The following is a 17,777-nucleotide window of genomic DNA, read 5'->3' as shown; positions in this document are numbered from 1 at the left end:
ATACGGAGCGACACTGTGCATCCCCTCGACTACGACGTGATCATCAGCGGCACCGGGCCGACCGGGCTGATGCTCGCCTGCGAACTGGGCCTGGCCGGACTGCGCGTGGCCGTACTGGAGCGGCTCACCGAAGCGGAGAAGGCGGGCCGCGCCGGGCCGCTCAGCTCCCGCGTCCTGACCGTACCGACGGTCGAGGCCCTGGACCGGCGCGGCCTGCTGCCGCACCTGCGCAAGGCCCAGCAGGCCACCCTTCAGGCGTACGGCCTGGACGACCTGCCCGATGACTTGCCGGATGACTTGCCGGATGACCCGCCGGCCGACGCCCCCCGGCTGATCGGGCACTTCTCCCTGATCCTCCTGCGCGCCGAGCGACTCGACACCGCCGACCCCGACTTCACCGGCCGCTTCCCCGAGGCCGAGTGCGGTTTCGTCGGACGGGAGGAGTTCGAGGCCATGCTGGCCGCCAGGGCCACCGAGCTGGGCGTATCCCTCCACTACGGCACGGAACTCACCGACCTGTCCGCCGATCCCGACGGAGTCACCGTCACCGCCGGAACGCAGCGGATGCGCGGCCAGTGGCTGGTCGGCTGCGACGGAGGACGCAGCCTGATCCGCAAACTCGCCCGCTTCCCGTTTCCGGGCATCGACCCGGAGTTCACCGCGATCCAGGCCGTGGCCGAGCTCGACGCCCCGCTTCCGGTACGGGCCTTCACCGACGGCGGCACCGTCGGCTGTCAGCCGATGCCCGACGGCACCAGCCTCGTCGCCGTCACCGAATTCGACCGGCTCCCCGAGGACCGCGACCGCCCGGTCACCCCCGCCGAACTCCAGGACGCCCTGCACCGGGTCAGCGGAACCGCGGTACGCGTCACCGCGCTGCACGCCGCCTCCCGCTACACCGACACCACCCGGCAGGCCGCCGACTACCGCGCCGGCCGCGTCCTGCTGGCCGGCGACGCCGCCCACGTCCACCCGCCCTACGGCGGTCAGGGCCTCAACCTCGGCATCGGCGACGCCGTCAACCTGGGCTGGAAACTGGCCGCGACGGTCCAGGGCCGGGCCCCGGAAGGACTGCTGGACACCTACACCGCCGAACGCCACCCGGTCGGCGCCTGGGTGCAGCGCTGGACCATGGCGCAATCGGTGCTGCTGCGCCCCGAGCCCCGTATCCGGGCACTGCGCCACATCGTCGCCGATCTGCTCGACAGCGTCACCGGCACCACCTATGTGGTCAAGAAGGTCGCCGGGGTGTGGCAGACCTACGACCTGCCGGGCACCCACCCGCTGACCGGCCGGCCCGTGCCGGAACTACCGCTCGACGACGGCACCCGGCTCGCCGACCACTTCCACCCGGGCCGGGCGGTGCTGCTGGACCGTACCGGCAGCCTCCTGCCGGCCGGGCCCTGGGACGACCGCCTGACCCGGGTGACCGCGCACAGCGCCACCGGGCCCGCGGCACTGCTCGCCCGCCCGGACGGCGTGGTCGCCTGGGCGACCGACGGCGAAAGCGACCCCGAGGGCCTGACGGCCGCGCTACGCACCTGGCTCGGCCCCGGCCCGAGTCACCGACCCCGCTGAGCCCGAGGAGCCACCGTGACCGACGCCTTGCACCGGCTGACCGGCGACGACCCGCTCGAGGCGGTCTGGCGGAAGGAACCGCGCGTCTTCCGCCCCGCCGATCCGCCCACCGACCTGCTCACCCTCACCGACCTCGACGCCGTACTCGACTCCCGCCTGCTGCGGCTGCCCTACCTGGAACTCGTCACCACCGAGCGCACCGTGGACCCGTCACGCTTCTGCCCTCCCCGCACCGTCCAGGGCCGTCCCGTCCACGGCTACCCCGACCCCGCGGCCGTACGGAACCTGGTCGCCGACCAGCACACCCTGCTGCTCCGCTACGTGGACCACTGGCACGCTCCGGTGACCGCCTTCTGCGCGCACCTGGCGACCGCGCTGCGCCGCAAGGTGGAAGCGTTCTACTTCGTCACCCCGCCCGGGACCCAGGGCCGCCCGGTGCACCGCGACGACGCCGACGTCTTCGCGGTGCAGATCACCGGGGCCAAGGACTGGTACATCCACGACGGCCCGCCCGCCGACGGGCACTGGACCCCCGACCGTACCGACTCCCCCGGCCCGCTGCGGCTGTCCACCCGCCTGGAGCCCGGCCAGGTGCTGTACGTGCCACGCGGGTTCGCGCACCGCGCGGTGGCGGTCGAAGGCACCGTCTCGACCCATCTGTCCCTCACCGTCCGCGAAGCGGGCACCCCACACCTGCGCGCACTGCTGAACAGCCTGCTCACGGAAGGCCCGGCCTCCCTCCCACCTCGGCCCGGCACCGACGCCGACCTGATCGACACGGCCGGCCAACTGCTGGACCACGCCCGGAAGGTACTGGCCGAACTGGACGGCACCAGCCTCCTGGACGCCGTCCGCACCTCAATGGTGGCCGCCCACGCCCCGGCAGCCACCGCACCGACCTTCCAGGAGCTGGCAGCAACCACTCGCGGTCGCGGCCGTCCGCTGTGTTCGTGGTCTTCCACGATGCCCGTCGGCTTGATCGCCGGGCAGGGTAGGAACCGCGACGGCAACACAGCAGTACCGCACAGGGACGGTTGACGTCGCGTCACGAGTCATATCTCTAAAGGAGAATTTTCATGGCCCTTGCCTTCCTCCGCCGCCGTGCCCTCAGCGCCGGTGCTGTCGCTCTGGCGGCTTCCGCCTTCGTGGGCGTCATCGCCACGACTCCGGCGCAGGCTTCCACCTGCAGCGTCCAGGGACACGGCGGCTCGTACATCTGCGAGTACGGCACGACGACCGTCACCTTCCCCAACGGTCAGCAGCAGATCTTCGTCATCGGCACGGACCACGCGGTGTGGACCACCTACAACTACGCGAACGGTGACTGGTCCAGCTGGGAGTCGATGAACGGGGCGGCCCGTAGCGGCGTCAGCGTCACGGGTGACAGGACCTGGGAGCCGACCATCACGGTCACCGGCACCGACGGCAACAAGTGGTCCCGGCACCGCCTGGACTCCGGCGCCTGGACCTCCTGGACGCGCCGGTAACCGTCAGGAATCTGCGCCCAGCCGGGCTTGAGCCCCCGCGTGTCCCCTCTGGTCATCGCTCGTCACACATCACTCCACATCGCTGCGATATTTGAATTCCTTTAGGAGAGTCATGCGTATCCGTAATGTTCTGCCGGTCGCACTTCTGGCCGTGTCCGGCCTCTTCATCGGGGCCGGCAACGCCTCGGCCGCGGGGGGTTACCCCGGCTTCCAGTGCTTCAAGACCCAGGACCGCAACCAGTACTGCAGCGATGCCAAGGTGAAGAACCACGCGACGGGCGCCGCGTGGATCAAGACCTGCCCGGAGGACGTCCTGAAGGCCGTGTCGGGCAAGCCGTACATCCTCGACAAGCGTCCGGCTGCCGCCAAGAGCTGCGAAAAGCCGAGTGCCTTGTGATCAATCCTCGGGTTCCGCCCCTGCCCAGGGGCGGAACCCGTCGCCGCACACTCACCGGCTCAACGGGCCTTCGGCGCCGCCCAGTCGTTCGTAGCAGTCGTAGTTGCGCTGCGCACGGATCTTTCCCTCACGGAATTCGAGGAAGACCGCGATGTGTGCACGGAGTACGTGGCCGGCGGGGAGGTCGCCCAGTGGGACGGCGAGAGTGCCGGTCCAGGTGACTTCCAGAGCGACCTGGTCGCCGACCGCCACCGTATTGTGCACCTCGAACCGCTGGTGACCGATGACCTCGCGGCCGCGCTACGCGGCCTGGAGCACATCGGGCAGATGGCGGCGGATGCCGTCGGGGAAAAGGGCGTGATGCGGCATCAGCTCACCGAGCTGCGGGCCCGCGGGGAGTTCCTCTCCGTGCTGCTGGCCTCGGAGGCCCCGATCTACGGCAGGTTCGGCTACGGACCGGCGACGTACACGGCGCGGCTGACGGTGCCGCGCCACGGGGCCGCCCTCGCCGTTCCCCGGGCGCGCGAAGTGACCGGCGCACCAGTGGCCGCCTCGGACGCCGGCTCGGTCGAGGTGCTGCGGCGTGCCGGGTGCGGCGAGATCCTGGAAGAGGTCTACGACCGGTATCGCCGCGCACAGCCCGGCGCGCTGTCCCGGCCGCACCGCTGGTGGGCGTCGCGCGCGGGGCAGCCCCCGATCGCGCCGGCACCGCGCTACGTCGCCGTTCACCGGGACGCCGACGGCGTTCCGGACGGGTACGCCAGCTACTCGACCGAGTCCGGCACCTTGACGGTCGACGAGACCATCGCCACCGACGACGCCGTCTTCACGGCCCTGGCCCGGTTCGTACTCGGACACGATCTGGTCTCTCAGGTCGTGTTCAAGCACGTCCCGCCCGAGCACCCGCTGCGCTGGCAGCTCGCGGACTTCCGCGCCGGCGAGGTGAGCGGCGACACCGACTGGCTCTGGGTGCGGCTGTTGGACGTCCCGCGTGCGCTGACCGCGCGCGGCTGGTTCACCGACGGCGAGCTCGTCCTCGACGTCGAGGACCCGTTCCTCGGCGAGCGCGGCCGCTACCTGCTGACCGTCCGGGACGGCAAGGCCGACTGCGTCCCCACGGACCGGGAGCCCGACCTGTCCCTGGACGTGCGCGACCTGGGCTCGGTCCACCTCGGCGGCACCGCCCCGAGCACGCTCGTACGAGCCGGCCACATCCGAGCCCACCGCCAGGACGCGGCCCCCCTCGCCGACGCCCTCTTCCGCGCCGACCGTGCCCCGCACTGCCTGCACTGGTTCTGACCACGCGCTCGCCAACCAGGGCACGCTGCCACGCCATCCCGGTGACTACGGTGATGCGATGGACTACTGGAACCACAACGTGCACTATCACCCGCTCGTCCTCGGGGCGGTGCCCGACGCGTGCAGCACGGCCCTGGACATCGGATGCGGTGAGGGACTGCTGGCGCGCAAACTGGCTCACCACGTCCGCACCGTGACCGGAGTGGACAGCTCCAGCGAGATGATCCGGCTTGCCCGGGAGCGCAGCTCGCATTTACGCAATGCGACCTTCACGGAGGCCGACTTCCTCGACGACTCGCATGGCCTGCTTATGGAGGGTCGATACGACTTCGTCAGTGCCGTAGCGGTAGTCCATCACGTCGAGTTCTCGAAGGCGATCAAAGCCATGGTCCGCCTGCTCGCGCCGGGCGGACGCCTGGCGATCATCGGCCTTGCCCGCAACAAGACTCCGCTGGACTGGATCACCAGTGGCGTCGGCGTCCCGGCAGCCCGGCTGAACGCCCTCCGTCACGGAGGCAAGACCGACCCGGACGATATGCCGATCCAATTGCCCACCATGGCATGGGGCGAGGTGCGCCAAGAGGCGACACGCCTCCTGCCCGGGTGCCGCTTCCGCCGCCACCTGCTGTGGCGATACTCGCTCGTTTGGGACAAGCCTGCCGAAGGCTCAAGGTGAGTCGAACCTGGACACTTCAGGAACTCCGCAGCTACTTGGATTCGACTCGCCCTACCGGGTCGGGGCCGGTCGTCAGTGCCTCGCACGCGGCCTGCCATGTGGGGGCGCCGGGGTGGAGCCGGGTGTGGAGGTAGGCCGCGGTGAGCCGGGCGAGGGCGGCAACTCGCTCGGGGTTCTCGTCAGTGGTCTCGGCGGCGTCGTATCCGGCGATCCCACCGAGTCCGTGCTCCGCGTCGAAAAGGGTGAGCAGGGTCTTGGGGCCGGGGGCGAGGGTGTAGGGGTCGGCGTGCCAGTCCGGCCCCATGTCCGTGAAGTGCCGGGAGTCGTCCTTGTCGCCGGCGACGACCAGCGCGGGGGCAGTCATGGTGGAGAAGTCGACGGCCCCGATGATGGGCCATTGCTCGGCCATGGGCCCGTTGAGGACGTCGCCGCCCCTGCCGGGCGCGGCGAGGAGTACGCCCGCCTTGATCCGGGGCTCGACGAGGTGCACCACGTTCCCTGTGTCGGGGTCGGTGAGCCCGGCGCCCAGCAGGAGGGCGGCGGTGAAGCCGCCGAGCGAGTGCCCGGCGAGCGCGACCTTGGTGTGGTCGATCCGTCCGGCGAGCTGCGGCACGGCGTTCTCGAGCACGTCGAGCCGGTCGAGGATGTGTGTCATGTCCTCGGCGCGGGAGCGCCAGAAGAAGGGTGCCCCGGTGGCGTCGGCGACCAGGTGGCTCAGTGTCCTGGAGGTGAGGTGGGTGGGCTGGACGACGACGAAGCCGTGTGCCGCCCAGAAGTTGGCGAGCGGTGCGTAGCCGTTGAGCGAGGAGAGGTTGTTCGAGGGGCCGTGGCCGTGGGAGAGGAGGATGACGGGGAGGCCGGTTCCGGTCGCGGGTGCGGAGACGCGCACGTGGAGGTCCACGGGGCGTCCGGGCACGGAGAGGACTACGGGGCTTAAGGACAGGACCGGGGAGGGCGTGCCCAAGGCGTCGGCGCTGGTGGAGGTGGCGGTGTATGTGCTCACGATGTGGGTTCCCCTTCGGTGGCGTCTGCCGCCCGCCGGTCTCCTGCGGCGGGCGGGCGGACAAGACGGTCGGGAGCGCCCCGTTCGGCTAAGCTGAAACGGAACACTGCTCCATTTAATATCCGGAGCGGCGCTCCGTTTTGTCAAGTGGTATCGAACAAGTGGTATCGAAGGAGAACGTGATGGCCACCGAGGGCCCCGCAGGGCAGTCACCGTCCCGGAGCAAGCGGGCCGACGCCCAGCGCAACCGGCAGACGGTACTCACCGCCGCCGCCGAGGTCTTCGTCACCTCCGGCGTCGACGCACCGATCCGCCAGATCGCGGCCCAGGCAGGCGTCGGGATGGCCACGATCTACCGCCACTTCCCCACCCGGGCGGATCTCGTCACCGCCGTCTACCACCACCAGATCGAGGCATGCGCCGAGGCCGGCCCCCGTCTGCTGGCCAGTGCCGACTCCCCGCTCGACGCACTGCGCCAGTGGATCGACCTCTTCGTCGACTTCCTGGTCACCAAGCACGGACTCGCCGACGCCCTGCAGTCGGACAACGACCGCTTCGCCGCGCTGCACGCCCACTTCCTCGATCGCCTGCTGCCCGTCTGCGCCCAACTCCTCGACGCCGCGGTCGAAGCCGACGACATCAGGCCCGGCACGCAGCCGTACGAGCTGATGCGCGGCATCGGCAACCTCTGCATCGGACGCGACAACGACCCCCGCTACGACCCCCGACGCCTGATCGCCCTCCTCCTCCAGGGACTCCAGCGACCTCACGCGTCCTGATGCCGACGACGGCATCGCACCCTTGCCCCTCCCCCAGTACAAGACCGCCGAGGTCACCGGCGACTCGCGCATCGGTGAACAGCACACGCCACTATGGTGGACCGATGGCATCGGTCAAGCACTTCCAAGTCACCTTCGACTGCGCAGAACCTGAGCGCGTCGCTCGTTTCTGGTGTGAGGTGTTGGGGTACGTCGTACCGCCACCACCGGAGGGGTTTGCTACTTGGGACGACTTCGATCGCTCGCTGCCGCCTGAGCGTCAGGGCTCAGCGTTCGCCTGCATCGATCCCTCAGGTGTGGGCCCGCGACTGTTCTTCCAGCGCGTTCCCGAAGGCAAGGTCGTCAAGAATCGGCTGCATCTTGACGTACGGGTCGGTACCGGGCTCGTCGGTGAAGAGCGCCTCGCCACACTCGAGGCCGAGTGCGCACGACTGGTCGCGCTCGGCGCGGTACGCGTGCGACTACTGCGTGCCGATGGAGTGTACGAGTCGTGCATCGTGATGCAGGACATCGAGGGCAACGAGTTCTGTCTCGACTGAGGGGCCGCGAACGTGTCCTCGTTCCGTCCCCATGGGCCAGGACGGAGAACCGCCCGGCCTGTCAGGGCCCGGCCTCGCGCAAGGCTGACTGCCTACTGCGGCTGTGTTGCGATCTGAATCAGGTTGCCGCAGGTGGTCTGTAGCGCCTCTCCCGCCTGGGCTGGACGAGCCCGGCAGTCTCAGGGAATGCCACCGTTGCCGCGGCGCCGTGCGCGACGCTGACCGTCACGTTCGACGGGGATGACGATTCCGGGTCATGCGCGCGCGGGTACGGCGTTGGCCGGCTCGGCGTGGACGGCCAACTGCGTGGCCGGCCTGACCTGGATGCGGCCGTCGGCCCCGGCCGCCAGGGTTTCGTCGCCGGCCGGTCTGGCCGTGGGCATCTGCCTCTTCTGGGCCGTCACCCTGGCCGCGTCGCAGTGGGGCCGGCAGGACGCCAGGGAACGCGCCGGGGATGTGACCCGCTGGACCGGCGTGGTGATCCTCAGCGGCAGGCGCCTGAGCCTGCCCGCCGGGCGTACGGTCCGGCCGTTAGCTGTCCGCAGTCCGCCTGGGTCTGTGTCCGGTCAGCGTGCCATGGAGCGCGGCACCGAGGCGCTTGCCCCCTCCCCATGTCCCCTGCTCGCTCTGGCTGGACAGCTACGCCCATGCACGTCACACACACCCGGAGCCGTACTCTGACACAACATTCACAGCAGCATGTGTAATAGATATGCCACACAGAGGGCCGCAAAGGCGCGGAGGAATCATTTCACCAACACCGAACACCAGCCACCTGAGAAATACCGGAACGCGCACCTCACGGCGTGCGTTCAAGCCAATCTCCCAACGGCCACTTGCGCGGCAGCCATGCCGGGCCGACAGTAGACACTTCACTCTTGAGCGGCATATCGAAGGAGTGGTCCAGAATGCCGGGCACTGGCGAACCCGTGGAATACCCACTCCTCAATGGCACCGCTGATCCGCAGTTCGTCACCGTCGGACCGGATGGATACCTTTGGGTGACGACCGAGTGGACCGGGCTCGTCCAGGTGAATCCGACAAGCCTTGCCAACCAACTCGCGGTCACCGACGAAGTCCCCACCCCCTGCATCGGAATCATTCCGGACCCCCGCCCGAGTCGAACGGACGGGAAGAAGGCCGTATGGTTCACCTGCGTCTCCGATTGGGCCGGAGACTCCGTCGTCCAATACGACATCGTGGACCAGAGGCGACTCACCGGGGTCAAGCTTGCCTATGACTCCTGGGTTCAGACCCTCACGTGGCTCCTGATCGATACGGGCGCCGCCGGCACACCCGTGTATTCCTATTGGATCATGTTCGCCGAGCCCCTGCATACTGTGGTCGGATATTGCGACGCGGAAGACGAGTCCGGCACTCCCAACACGTATCCGTTTCCGGACGCCCAGCAGAACCCCGTCTACGACACCTGGCTCTGGTCCGTGGCCGTCACCGCTCCGGCGAGCGCGAAATCACCCGGCGATTTCACCTATTGGCTGACGGGTCAGGCCAGCGCGGGAGATTACCCGCGGAAGACGAACAGCCTTTACAGGTTTACCCCCGCCGAGGACGAGCAGCCTCAGCCCATTCCGCTCCCCGGGGGAAGCAGCCAGAAGCCGGTTCATGTCGTCGCCAGCCCCAATGGGGACGCGGTATGGGTAGGCACCGAAAAACCAAGCCAGATCTGTCGGTACGACACAGCCCTCCGCAGCTGGACGCAGCGGTTCATCGCCGGATTCGGCGCGCCTCGACAAATGATGCTGGGCACGGACGGAAATCTCTGGGTAGCGACCAGCAATGGGATCTCACGCTTCCGTACGGACAAGAGCATTACCGAGCTCCCGGGCCCGTCCCTACCGAACGGCGGCGACGCCATGGGGCTGTGCGTGGACAAGAACGGCAAATGGGTCTGGTACACCAACCCGACCAACAAGTCGATCGGGCAGTACCCGATTCCCGATGACCCCGAAAGTCCCTGCGGGAAAACCCAGTTCGTGTCCCAACTGGTGACGGAGGCAGCGCCGGGGCAGCGCACCGGAATGTCGGGCGTGGTTCAGTACATCAGCAACGGCCTGCCCATCCCCGGCGTGCCGCTCACCTGCCGTGTGGTCTCCGACGGAGGCACGACGTTCAGCGACGGAACGACAGAGACCCTCCTGACCACGGACGCCCGGGGCCGGGCCGCGCTCCCCGCGCTGCGGGCCGGCCGGGAGGAGGACCGGGTGGTGCTGAAGGTCGGCCATGGGGACTCGGAGCCTCCCACCACGATCTCCCTCTGCGTGCGGTCCGATCCGGGCAAGGGTGCCGAAGCGAACGAATCGTGACCTCTCCGGAGGGGGGTGAGGCCAGTGATGCCATCGCTGCCGGGGCCGGTTCGTCAAGCGGCGGCTGGAGGGGCTGTCGACAGAGGCTTCCCCTGTCCCAGGATGCACTTCGAAGCCAGTCGAAACGCTCAGTCACAGCGCCTGAGGGAAGTCGAAGACGCGCTTCGGGTCGTATCGCCGCTTCAGCTTCATCAGCCGCTCCGCCGCGTCCCCGTAGTAGGCCCTGCGCCAGTCCTTCAGGCCCGCGTCCGTGTAGTTCTGGTAGGCGGCTCCCGAGGCGTGGCGGCGCATCGCCGCGTGCGCGCCGTCCAGCCAGGCGGTCTGCGCGGTGCCCGGCCCGCCCGCCGCCCACGACGTCAGGTACTGGGCCAGCACGCGTGAGCGCCGGTGCACGAAGGCCGTTTCCAGCGGTTTCACGCGGTTGACCGCGCCACCGAGGGCGGTCAGCTGCACCGAGGCGCCGCCGCCCTTGACTTCGCGTCCGAAGCGTTCCAGCTGATCGAGCAGTGTCCGGGTGCCCGTGGCGTCCAGGGAGCGGTCGAAGAAGTCGGAGCGCGCCGCGTACGTCTCGCGCTCCAGCTTTCCGGAGGACTCGCGGCCGGGTGTGGTGCCCGGGAGGTGACATTGTGCGGTGGACTTGTCGCCGCAGCCGGCGTAGGCGCGGACCGTGTCGAGGTAGGAGTGGCGGCGCAGGCGGACGGTGCCGATGCCGGTGCCGCCGCCGCTCGCCTTGGCGACCTTGCCGATCAGCTCGTCGTAGGCGTTCGCCAGGTCCTGCTGCGAGCCGATCGAGAACGCGGCCACGGATATCCGGGGGGTGCCGCCCGCCGCGACCGACAGGTCGCACGCGGACCAGATCTCGTCCGGCCGGCCCGGACCCCACTCCTGCCAGGCCCGCACGACGGCCGCGGCCTTGGACCAGGGGAAGGACACATATCCGGTCACTCCCTCGCCGACGGTACGGGTACGGAAGCGGAGCTCGGTGACGACGCCGAAGTTGCCGTTACCGGCGCCGCGCAGGGCCCAGAACAGGTCGGCTTCGCGGGTGGCGTCACAGTCGACGGTCCTGCCGTCGGCGGTGACGAGGGTGGCGCCGGTGAGGTTGTCGCAGGTGAGGCCGTAGGCGCGGGAGAGGACGCCGTGCCCGCCGCCCAGGGTGAGCCCGGAGACGCCGACAGTGGGGCAGGACCCGGCCGGGATGGTCACGCCGTGCGCGGCCAGATCCGTATAGACGTCGATGAGCTTGGCACCGGCGCCGATGACGGCGCTGGACGCGGACGGTGTGCGAATGCTCTTGAGCCGGGAGACGTCGATGACGAGCCGGTCGTTTCCGCTGGACCAGCCGGCGTAGCTGTGGCCGCCGTTGCGGATGGAGACGGGTATGGAGAACCGGCGGGCGAAGGCCAGGACTTCGGTGATGTCCGGGGTGCCGGCGACGTAGGCGATCGCGGCCGGGCGCAGCGCGTCGAAGCGCGTGTTGTAGAGCTGGCGGGCGGCGGTGTAGTCGGCGTCGCCGGGGCGTACGAGGCCGCCGGCCAGGCCTCGGCCGAGGGCGGTCCAGTCGCTCCCGCCGGCCTTCCTGGCCGCGGCCCCCGCCGTGCCGGTCGTCGTCGTGGCGCCCCAGGCGGCGGTCGCCGCCAGTCCGGTACCCGCTGCCAGGAGTGTGCGCCTGCTGATGGCCATGCCGATCCTTTGTATGTGCGTAGTCGTGTGCGTAGTCGTGCGCGTGATCGTGTGCGTGATCGTGTGCGCTGTGCCGAGTCCCCGTTGATCAAACAGATGGCTCGGTGGGACAGGTGGTTCCGGGCTCTGGGCAAGGGGAATGGCGGATGGCTGGCACCATGGTGGGATGCACGAACAGATCATCGCCGCGTGTGACGGCGCGTCCAAGGGCAATCCCGGGCCCGCCGCCTGGGCATGGGTCATCGGTGACGACACCGGCGAGGTGCACCGCTGGCAGGCCGGACCACTGGGCACCGCGACGAACAACGTCGCCGAACTCACCGCTCTCCAGGAGCTGTTGGAGTCCACCGACCCGGCCGTACCCCTGCAGGTGCGGATGGACTCCCAGTACGCGATGAAGGCCGTGACGACATGGCTGCCGGGCTGGAAGAGGAAGGGGTGGAAGACGGCCGCCGGCACCCCGGTGGCCAACCAGCCGCTCGTGATCCGGATCGACGAGCTGCTGACCGGTCGTACGGTCGAGTTCGTGTACGTACCGGCCCACCAGGTCGACGGCGACCCCCTCAACGCCGCCGCCGACGCGGCCGCGAGCCACACCGCCCGTACCCAGCAGGCGGCGGGCACCTCCTTCGGATCCGCCCTGCCGGATCCGGAACCCGGGGCGACGGCCGGGCCCAGGGCCGGCGGGCGCGCCCGTAAGCCCTCCTCGACGGCGGGGGCGGGGGCGCGGCGCCCGTCGAGCGGCCGGGCGAAGGGTTCGCTCAAGGCGAGGTTTCCCGGGCGTTGCCGCTGCGGGAAGACGTACGCGAAGGGCGAGACGATCACGAAGAACCCCGACGGCTGGGGACACCTCGCCTGCGCCACGACCGCGGCCGACTGACTCGGCGGCGCTTGTCCCTCAAATCAGGCAAGTGTGGCTGGAACGTAATGTTCCCGATCATTCTTCCTGCCGTCATTCATCTCGGGGGCGTCGAACGACGTCGCACACACCGAGGTGAAGGGTTGGGCGTGGGGAACGAGCTTCTCGAACGCGACGAGGCATTGGCGGAGGCGGCGAAGGCCGGCGAATCCGCACGGTCCGGCAACGGCCGCTGGGTGTTGTTCGGTGCGGCTACGGGCATGGGCCGCACCGCCCTGCTGGACGAAGTGGTACGGCGGGAGGCGACGGACGGGGGCATGCGGGTCTTGCACGCGCGCTGCTCGCCGGAGGAATCGGAGTTCCCCTTCGCCCTCGTCCGCCAGATCTTCTCCGAAGCCGAGGGCGAGGGCGGGGGCGGGGCCGAGGGCGAGGGCGAGGGCGGGGCCGAAGCCGACGACATCCCCTTCACGGCCCCGCCGGCTGAAGAGGAACAGCGGACCTTCCACCGTCTCGTGACCGCCCTGGCCCGGACCGCCGGTCGGCGGCCCGTGCTCCTGGCCGTCGACGACCTGCACGACGCCGACCCGGTGTCACGCCGCTGGATCGGCTACCTGGCCCGCCGACTGGCGGGACTGCCCGTGCTGCTGGTCCTCACCGAGTGCCATGAGAAGGCTGTCACCTCACTACCCGGTGCGACGGGTACGTCCGTGCCGCTCCGCCCGCTCGGCCCCGCCGCCGTTGCCCGCCTCGCGCACACCGGCGGCCCGACAGACACCCGGGGGCACGACACCGACCGGGCCGAGCTGTGCGTCCAGGCGAGCGCCGGCAATCCCGCACTCGTGCACGCCCTCCTCGCCGACCTCCGCGAAGGACCGCCGCCCGGCCGGCTGTCCGACCTGGCCGGACGCCGCTACCGCAACGCGATCGGCCACTGGTTACGGGCCCGGGCCACCCCGCGGTCGCGCCGCGTCGCCCTGGCGCTCGCCGTCGCCGGGGACGGCCCCGCGGCGCTCGGTGGAGCACTGCTCCACGAGGCCGCCGGCCTCGGCCCCGCGGGCACGTCCGCCCCCTGTCCTCTCCTCTCCCACCCCCTGGCCCGCGAAGCCGTCCTCGCGGCCGCCGACCCGGCCGAACTGGACGCACTGCGCCGCCGTATCGCCCGCCTGCTCGACGAGCACGGCGCGCCCGCCGCCCACGTCGCCGCTCATCTGCTCCACATCGACCGGCCCGGTGAGGAGTGGATGACACAGTCCCTCGAGGACGCGGCCGAGGACGCCGTACGCGACGGCCGGACCGACGAGGCCACCGCCCTCCTGCGCCACGCCCTCACCGCCCCGCTCTCCCCCGGCCGCCGCGCCGGGCTCGCCCTGCGCCTGGCCGCCCTGGAACTGCCCCTGAGCGCCGACGCCGGCATCCGCAGGCTGCGCGCGGCCCTGGAGCTGAACGCCGACGACCACGAACGCGCGGCCGTCGCGCCCGCCCTCGGCGCGGCGCTCGTCGCCCGGGGCCGTACGGACACCGCCATGCAGGTCATGCGTCACGTGGGCAGCGCTCTCGGCGACGACGAAGTCGTCCACGTACTGCAGACCACCGCCGCCGTCATGGCGTCCCATGACGCGGTCGCCTGGCGCAATGCCGTCGCCCGCATGCGGGAGCTGGCAGCGACGGCCCCGCTCACCATCGAACCCCTCGCCTGCGGCCTGGTCACCGAGTACGAGGCCGGGGCCGGCCGGCTGTCCGCCGCCGAGGTCCTCACCCGTGTGCTGCCACGCCTGAAAGCACCGGTGGACTCCCGGATCCGTACCGCCTGGCTGGGCAGCGCGGCCACCTTGCTGCAGTGGGCCGACCGGCTGGACGAGGCACGGGCGCTCACCGACGAGTGCCTCCCCGCGCCGCCCGCGCTCCCGGACCTGACGGACATCGGCCGCCAGTGCCTGATCAGCGTGCGGGCCGAGGCGGCCCTGTGGGCCGGCGACTTCCGGCGGGTGATCGCCGAGAACGCCCCGCTCCTGGACGCCTGCGCCGGGCAGGGGATCCGTATGCCCCACGTGGTGTCCATGGTGGCGCTCGCCCACCATGAGCTCGGCCATCGCACCCATGCCCGGCGGCTGGTGGCGGCCCTCGACGAGGTGAGTGCCGACAGCTCCTGGGAGTGGAACGAACTGCGCTACGCCAGGGCCGTCATGCATGCGGCCGACGGGAGTTGGCAGGACGCCCTCGACGACTACCTGTCCTGCGGCCGTGGGCAGAGCGCCCGCGACTTCGTCAGCCCTGTGGCCACCCCCTGGCGGTCCGGCGCCGCCCTCGCCCTGGTCGGGCTCGGACAGCCGGCGAGAGCTCTGGACCTCGCCGAGGAGGAACTGCGCCACGCGCGGACCTGGGGGACTCCCCGTGCGGTCGGCCGGGCGCTGCGGGCGCATGGCGTGGCCATGGGCTGCCGCCGGGGGCTGGACTCGTTGCACGAGGCCGTGGCCGTACTGAGGCAGGCACCGGCACCCGTGGAACTCATCGAAACCCTGCTCGACCTGGGACGCGCCCGGATCGCGGCCGGGAACGGCCGCAAGGGCCGCGACGACCTGTACGAGGCCCACACCCTGGCGCTGCGGCTCCTCGCCCCCGACCCTGCCGGACGCCTGCTACGCGCCACCGAGAACGCCCTGCGAACCGGGGGCGCCCGGCGGGCCAACCGGGTCACGACGGGCAGTGCCGCACTCACCGGCGCGGAACGGCGCATCGTCGAGCTCGCGGCCACGGGCCAGACGAACACCGAGATCGGCGCGGCGCTCCACCTGGCCCGCCGCACCGTGGAGACCCACCTCACCAACGCCTACCGCAAGCTCGGCGTGACGCGCCGCACCCAGCTCGCGTCCCGCTTGGACGGAGCGGGCACCGTGCCCGCCTCCGTCGCAGGGGATGTGGCCGCGCTCGCCTGACCCCGGAGGCTTCGTCGGCTTCCTCACCTACGACCTCGGCATGGCGGAGAACGCCGCCGCGTACTACCGCGACGCCGCCAGCCACGCCCGCTACGCAGGCGACCTGATCGGGCAGATGAGCCGGATCCTTGCTTATCAAGGGCACTACCGCCGCACCCTTGATCTCGCCGACGGCGCCCTGCGCCTGTCCGGCACCAAGGGCCACCCCGCCCTACGGTCCTGGCTGCACGCCGTACGCGCCCATCATCACGCCTGCCTCAACGACGCCCGGGCATCCCAGACCGACCTCAACGGTTCCTGGGCGGCGCCGAACCGCTGAACGGGCACCCGGCTGGTGCGACGCCGGGCCATGTGGTGCTGGCGCGTAGGTACTGCAAGCTGGTCCGCCCGTGACGGGCGCCGGAAGCGGCGCCATGTCTCGTTTGGTGAGTTCCTCAGCGGTAGACGCGGCGTGCTGCACACTCGTGGATCGTCCTGGTCCAGGCGGCGAGCGCCGGGGCGTGGGACGTCGCCTCGCTCAGGTTCTGCCACAGATTCGCACCGCTCCAGCGGGTGAACCAGCGGTGGGCCGTAGGTACGCTGACCCCGAACGCGGAGGGCAGCTGCTGCCACGCACAGCCGCTGGTGACCACGTAGACGACGGCGACCATGACCCTGCGCGCGTCAGCCGCGGCCCTGCCACCGCCCTGGGGCCGCAGCGGCAGGGCGGGCAGGAGCGGACGAGCCGCCGCCCACATCTCGTCGGGGACCAGGCGCTGAGCGAGTGCCTCCATTCCCATGATCGTACGCACCCGTGATGGGCCACCCTGCTGATCCGCCAAATGAGATGTGCGCACAAGAGCCAGGCGGGCCTATCGTCGGCCGCCCGCCGACGAGTTCGGCACCCACCACGAAGGGGAATCCATGACCATTCTCGTAACGGGAGCGACGGGAACGGTCGGCCGCGTCCTGGTCGACCGACTGCTCGAGGCCGGACAGCGAGTGCGGGCCCTGACCAGGAACCCGGAAGAAGCTCAACTTCCCGATGCCGTCGAGGTGGTGGCAGGCAGCCTCACCGAACTCACCGGAGCCGCGACGGCACTCGACGGAGTGGATGGCGTCTACTACTTGTCCGGAGCACTCGACCCGCAACGTGCGATACAGCAGGCCCGCGCCTTCATGGAGCTCGCCGCGGGCGCGGGGGTCAGGCGCATCGTCGATCTCTCCGGCCTCGCCGTCACCGTACGGCGGCCGGGCAGCTACGAAATGCTGCGCGACGTCGAGGAGGTCATCGAAGCCTCAGGTCTGGAATGGACGCACATTCGGCCGGGCGAGTTCGCCAGCAACAAGCTGGACATGTGGGGCGCATCGATCCGCGCGGAGAGCATGGTGCGCAGCGCCTTCCCCGACGCGCTCGGTGTCCCCGTCCACGAGGCGGACATCGCCGAAGTGGCCGCCGCCGCGCTCCTTTCAGACGGCCACGCCGGGCACGCGTACTCGCTGAGCGGGCCACAGCAGCTCACGCACCGGGAGCAGGCCGCGGCGATCGCCCAGGGCCTGGGCAGGCCGCTGAGCTTCGAGCCGTTGACGTACGGCCAGGCCCGCGCCGCATACATCACGGCCGGGATGCCGTGGGACATCGCCGAATACCTGCTGGGCTACCAGGCCGAGTACGCGCAAGAGCCGCCCGAGGTTCGGCCCGACGTCGAACGAGTCCTCGGCAGGCCGGGCCGCACGCTGGCACAGTGGGCCGCAGATCACGCATCCGACCTCTCGGATGGTCCCGTGCGGCAGGCGAAGGACCCGGCCGGTACTGTCACGGGCTGACCCGACGCGTTCTCCTCGTTCCCGGCGTCGCAGGTTCCCGGGCTGACGGCCCGCCTTCGACACTGGTCGGGTCGCCCGGGGCTGAGACGCCCCAGGCGACCCGACCAATGAAGTTGGGGGTTGGGCCGTACGTCACGAATATGCCGTACGTGCCTGACGACCCCTCGGATACCTGTAAGGCACGGCGGAACAGCAGGGGATCACGGTCTCGCAGCTGTGAGCACCTGGCGCAGCCGTGCCACGATCTCGGCCTTCTCCGAGGTCGCAGGCGCGGGCGATGTCCGGGCATGCGAGCCGGACCTGAAGCAGCCGCTCCTCCTGGCTTTCTATCAGGGCAGAGTACGGCGGGGCCGGTCGGGGTCGAGGTGCGGGCCACGGTCGCGTGCACGGGGCGGGCGGTGTGGGCGCCCCGGG

At 70.5% G+C, this 17,777-nt stretch carries 17 protein-coding genes and 1 pseudogene; 13 read left to right on the top strand and 5 right to left on the bottom strand.

The features are described 5' to 3' along the window. Window positions 1-15 precede the first annotated feature (15 nt). The 4 genes from AB0G59_RS05965 to AB0G59_RS05950 all read left to right on the top strand — a co-directional run bounded on the left by AB0G59_RS05965 (window position 16) and on the right by AB0G59_RS05950 (window position 3,462). The gene (locus AB0G59_RS05965; RefSeq protein WP_360908453.1) at window positions 16-1,578 is read left to right on the top strand and encodes an FAD-dependent oxidoreductase; all 1,563 of its coding nucleotides are present in this window, start codon (window positions 16-18) and stop codon (window positions 1,576-1,578) included. Between the two features lie 15 nt (window positions 1,579-1,593). Continuing rightward, a complete protein-coding gene (locus AB0G59_RS05960) occupies window positions 1,594-2,616 on the top strand; it encodes a cupin domain-containing protein (protein WP_360908451.1) in 1,023 nt (340 codons plus the stop codon). Window positions 2,617-2,654: 38 nt separating this feature from the next. Further along, the gene (locus AB0G59_RS05955) at window positions 2,655-3,065 is read left to right on the top strand and encodes a hypothetical protein (RefSeq protein ID WP_360908449.1); all 411 of its coding nucleotides are present in this window, start codon (window positions 2,655-2,657) and stop codon (window positions 3,063-3,065) included. Between the two features lie 112 nt (window positions 3,066-3,177). Continuing rightward, entirely contained in the window at window positions 3,178-3,462 is a 285-nt protein-coding gene (locus AB0G59_RS05950) for a hypothetical protein (RefSeq protein WP_360908447.1), read from the top strand. A 51-nt stretch (window positions 3,463-3,513) separates the two neighbouring features. Here the strand turns inward: AB0G59_RS05950 and AB0G59_RS05945 are convergent, their stop codons facing one another. Continuing rightward, entirely contained in the window at window positions 3,514-3,714 is a 201-nt protein-coding gene (locus tag AB0G59_RS05945; RefSeq protein WP_360908445.1) for a hypothetical protein, read from the bottom strand. Window positions 3,715-3,822: 108 nt separating this feature from the next. Here AB0G59_RS05945 and AB0G59_RS05940 point away from each other — a divergent pair. Together AB0G59_RS05940 and AB0G59_RS05935 are read left to right on the top strand one after the other, a co-directional pair. Beyond that, window positions 3,823-4,761: pseudogene (locus AB0G59_RS05940) on the top strand (GNAT family N-acetyltransferase); the annotation flags it as partial. A gap of 58 nt (window positions 4,762-4,819) precedes the next feature. Next, window positions 4,820-5,437 (top strand): class I SAM-dependent methyltransferase, encoded by a 618-nt coding sequence (locus AB0G59_RS05935; RefSeq protein WP_360908443.1) that lies wholly within the window; start codon window positions 4,820-4,822, stop codon window positions 5,435-5,437. A 31-nt stretch (window positions 5,438-5,468) separates the two neighbouring features. On the opposite strand, the gene AB0G59_RS05930 is transcribed toward AB0G59_RS05935, so the two are convergent. Then, on the bottom strand, window positions 5,469-6,440 hold the full coding sequence (locus AB0G59_RS05930; protein ID WP_360908441.1) for a chlorophyllase: 972 nt from the start codon (window positions 6,438-6,440) through the stop codon (window positions 5,469-5,471). 182 nt (window positions 6,441-6,622) lie between these two features. Here AB0G59_RS05930 and AB0G59_RS05925 point away from each other — a divergent pair, with 182 nt between their 5' ends. Next, a complete protein-coding gene (locus AB0G59_RS05925) occupies window positions 6,623-7,219 on the top strand; it encodes a TetR/AcrR family transcriptional regulator (protein ID WP_360908439.1) in 597 nt (198 codons plus the stop codon). 104 nt (window positions 7,220-7,323) lie between these two features. After that, the gene (locus AB0G59_RS05920; protein WP_360908437.1) at window positions 7,324-7,758 is read left to right on the top strand and encodes a VOC family protein; all 435 of its coding nucleotides are present in this window, start codon (window positions 7,324-7,326) and stop codon (window positions 7,756-7,758) included. Between the two features lie 254 nt (window positions 7,759-8,012). Here the strand turns inward: AB0G59_RS05920 and AB0G59_RS05915 are convergent, their stop codons facing one another. Further along, a complete protein-coding gene (locus tag AB0G59_RS05915) occupies window positions 8,013-8,141 on the bottom strand; it encodes a hypothetical protein (protein ID WP_360908435.1) in 129 nt (42 codons plus the stop codon). Window positions 8,142-8,666: 525 nt separating this feature from the next. Between AB0G59_RS05915 and AB0G59_RS05910 the strand changes: the two genes are divergently transcribed. Continuing rightward, window positions 8,667-10,082 carry a hypothetical protein gene (locus AB0G59_RS05910; RefSeq protein ID WP_360908433.1) on the top strand — a complete coding sequence of 472 codons (1,416 nt, stop codon included), beginning with the start codon at window positions 8,667-8,669 and terminating at the stop codon, window positions 10,080-10,082. Between the two features lie 132 nt (window positions 10,083-10,214). Here the strand turns inward: AB0G59_RS05910 and AB0G59_RS05905 are convergent, their stop codons facing one another. Beyond that, window positions 10,215-11,765, bottom strand: coding sequence for an FAD-binding oxidoreductase (locus AB0G59_RS05905; protein WP_360908431.1), 1,551 nt, complete (start codon window positions 11,763-11,765; stop codon window positions 10,215-10,217). 166 nt (window positions 11,766-11,931) lie between these two features. Here AB0G59_RS05905 and AB0G59_RS05900 point away from each other — a divergent pair, with 166 nt between their 5' ends. The 3 genes from AB0G59_RS05900 to AB0G59_RS05890 all read left to right on the top strand — a co-directional run bounded on the left by AB0G59_RS05900 (window position 11,932) and on the right by AB0G59_RS05890 (window position 15,876). Further along, window positions 11,932-12,645 (top strand): ribonuclease H, encoded by a 714-nt coding sequence (locus AB0G59_RS05900; protein WP_360908429.1) that lies wholly within the window; start codon window positions 11,932-11,934, stop codon window positions 12,643-12,645. A 128-nt stretch (window positions 12,646-12,773) separates the two neighbouring features. Beyond that, on the top strand, window positions 12,774-15,557 hold the full coding sequence (locus AB0G59_RS05895) for an AAA family ATPase (RefSeq protein ID WP_360908427.1): 2,784 nt from the start codon (window positions 12,774-12,776) through the stop codon (window positions 15,555-15,557). Between the two features lie 40 nt (window positions 15,558-15,597). Beyond that, window positions 15,598-15,876 carry a hypothetical protein gene (locus AB0G59_RS05890; RefSeq protein ID WP_360908425.1) on the top strand — a complete coding sequence of 93 codons (279 nt, stop codon included), beginning with the start codon at window positions 15,598-15,600 and terminating at the stop codon, window positions 15,874-15,876. 115 nt (window positions 15,877-15,991) lie between these two features. Here the strand turns inward: AB0G59_RS05890 and AB0G59_RS05885 are convergent, their stop codons facing one another. Next, window positions 15,992-16,330, bottom strand: coding sequence for a transposase (locus AB0G59_RS05885; protein ID WP_360908423.1), 339 nt, complete (start codon window positions 16,328-16,330; stop codon window positions 15,992-15,994). 55 nt (window positions 16,331-16,385) lie between these two features. On the opposite strand from AB0G59_RS05885, the gene AB0G59_RS05880 reads away from it, so the two are divergent. Then, window positions 16,386-17,363, top strand: a complete 978-nt coding sequence (locus AB0G59_RS05880) for an NAD(P)H-binding protein (protein ID WP_360908421.1) — start codon at window positions 16,386-16,388, stop codon at window positions 17,361-17,363. The last annotated feature ends 414 nt before the right edge of the window (window positions 17,364-17,777 follow it).

Source organism: Streptomyces sp. NPDC021096 (assembly GCF_040641275.1).
Taxonomy (GTDB): Bacteria; Actinomycetota; Actinomycetes; order Streptomycetales; family Streptomycetaceae; genus Streptomyces.
This window is presented reverse-complemented; position numbering and strand designations above follow the sequence as displayed.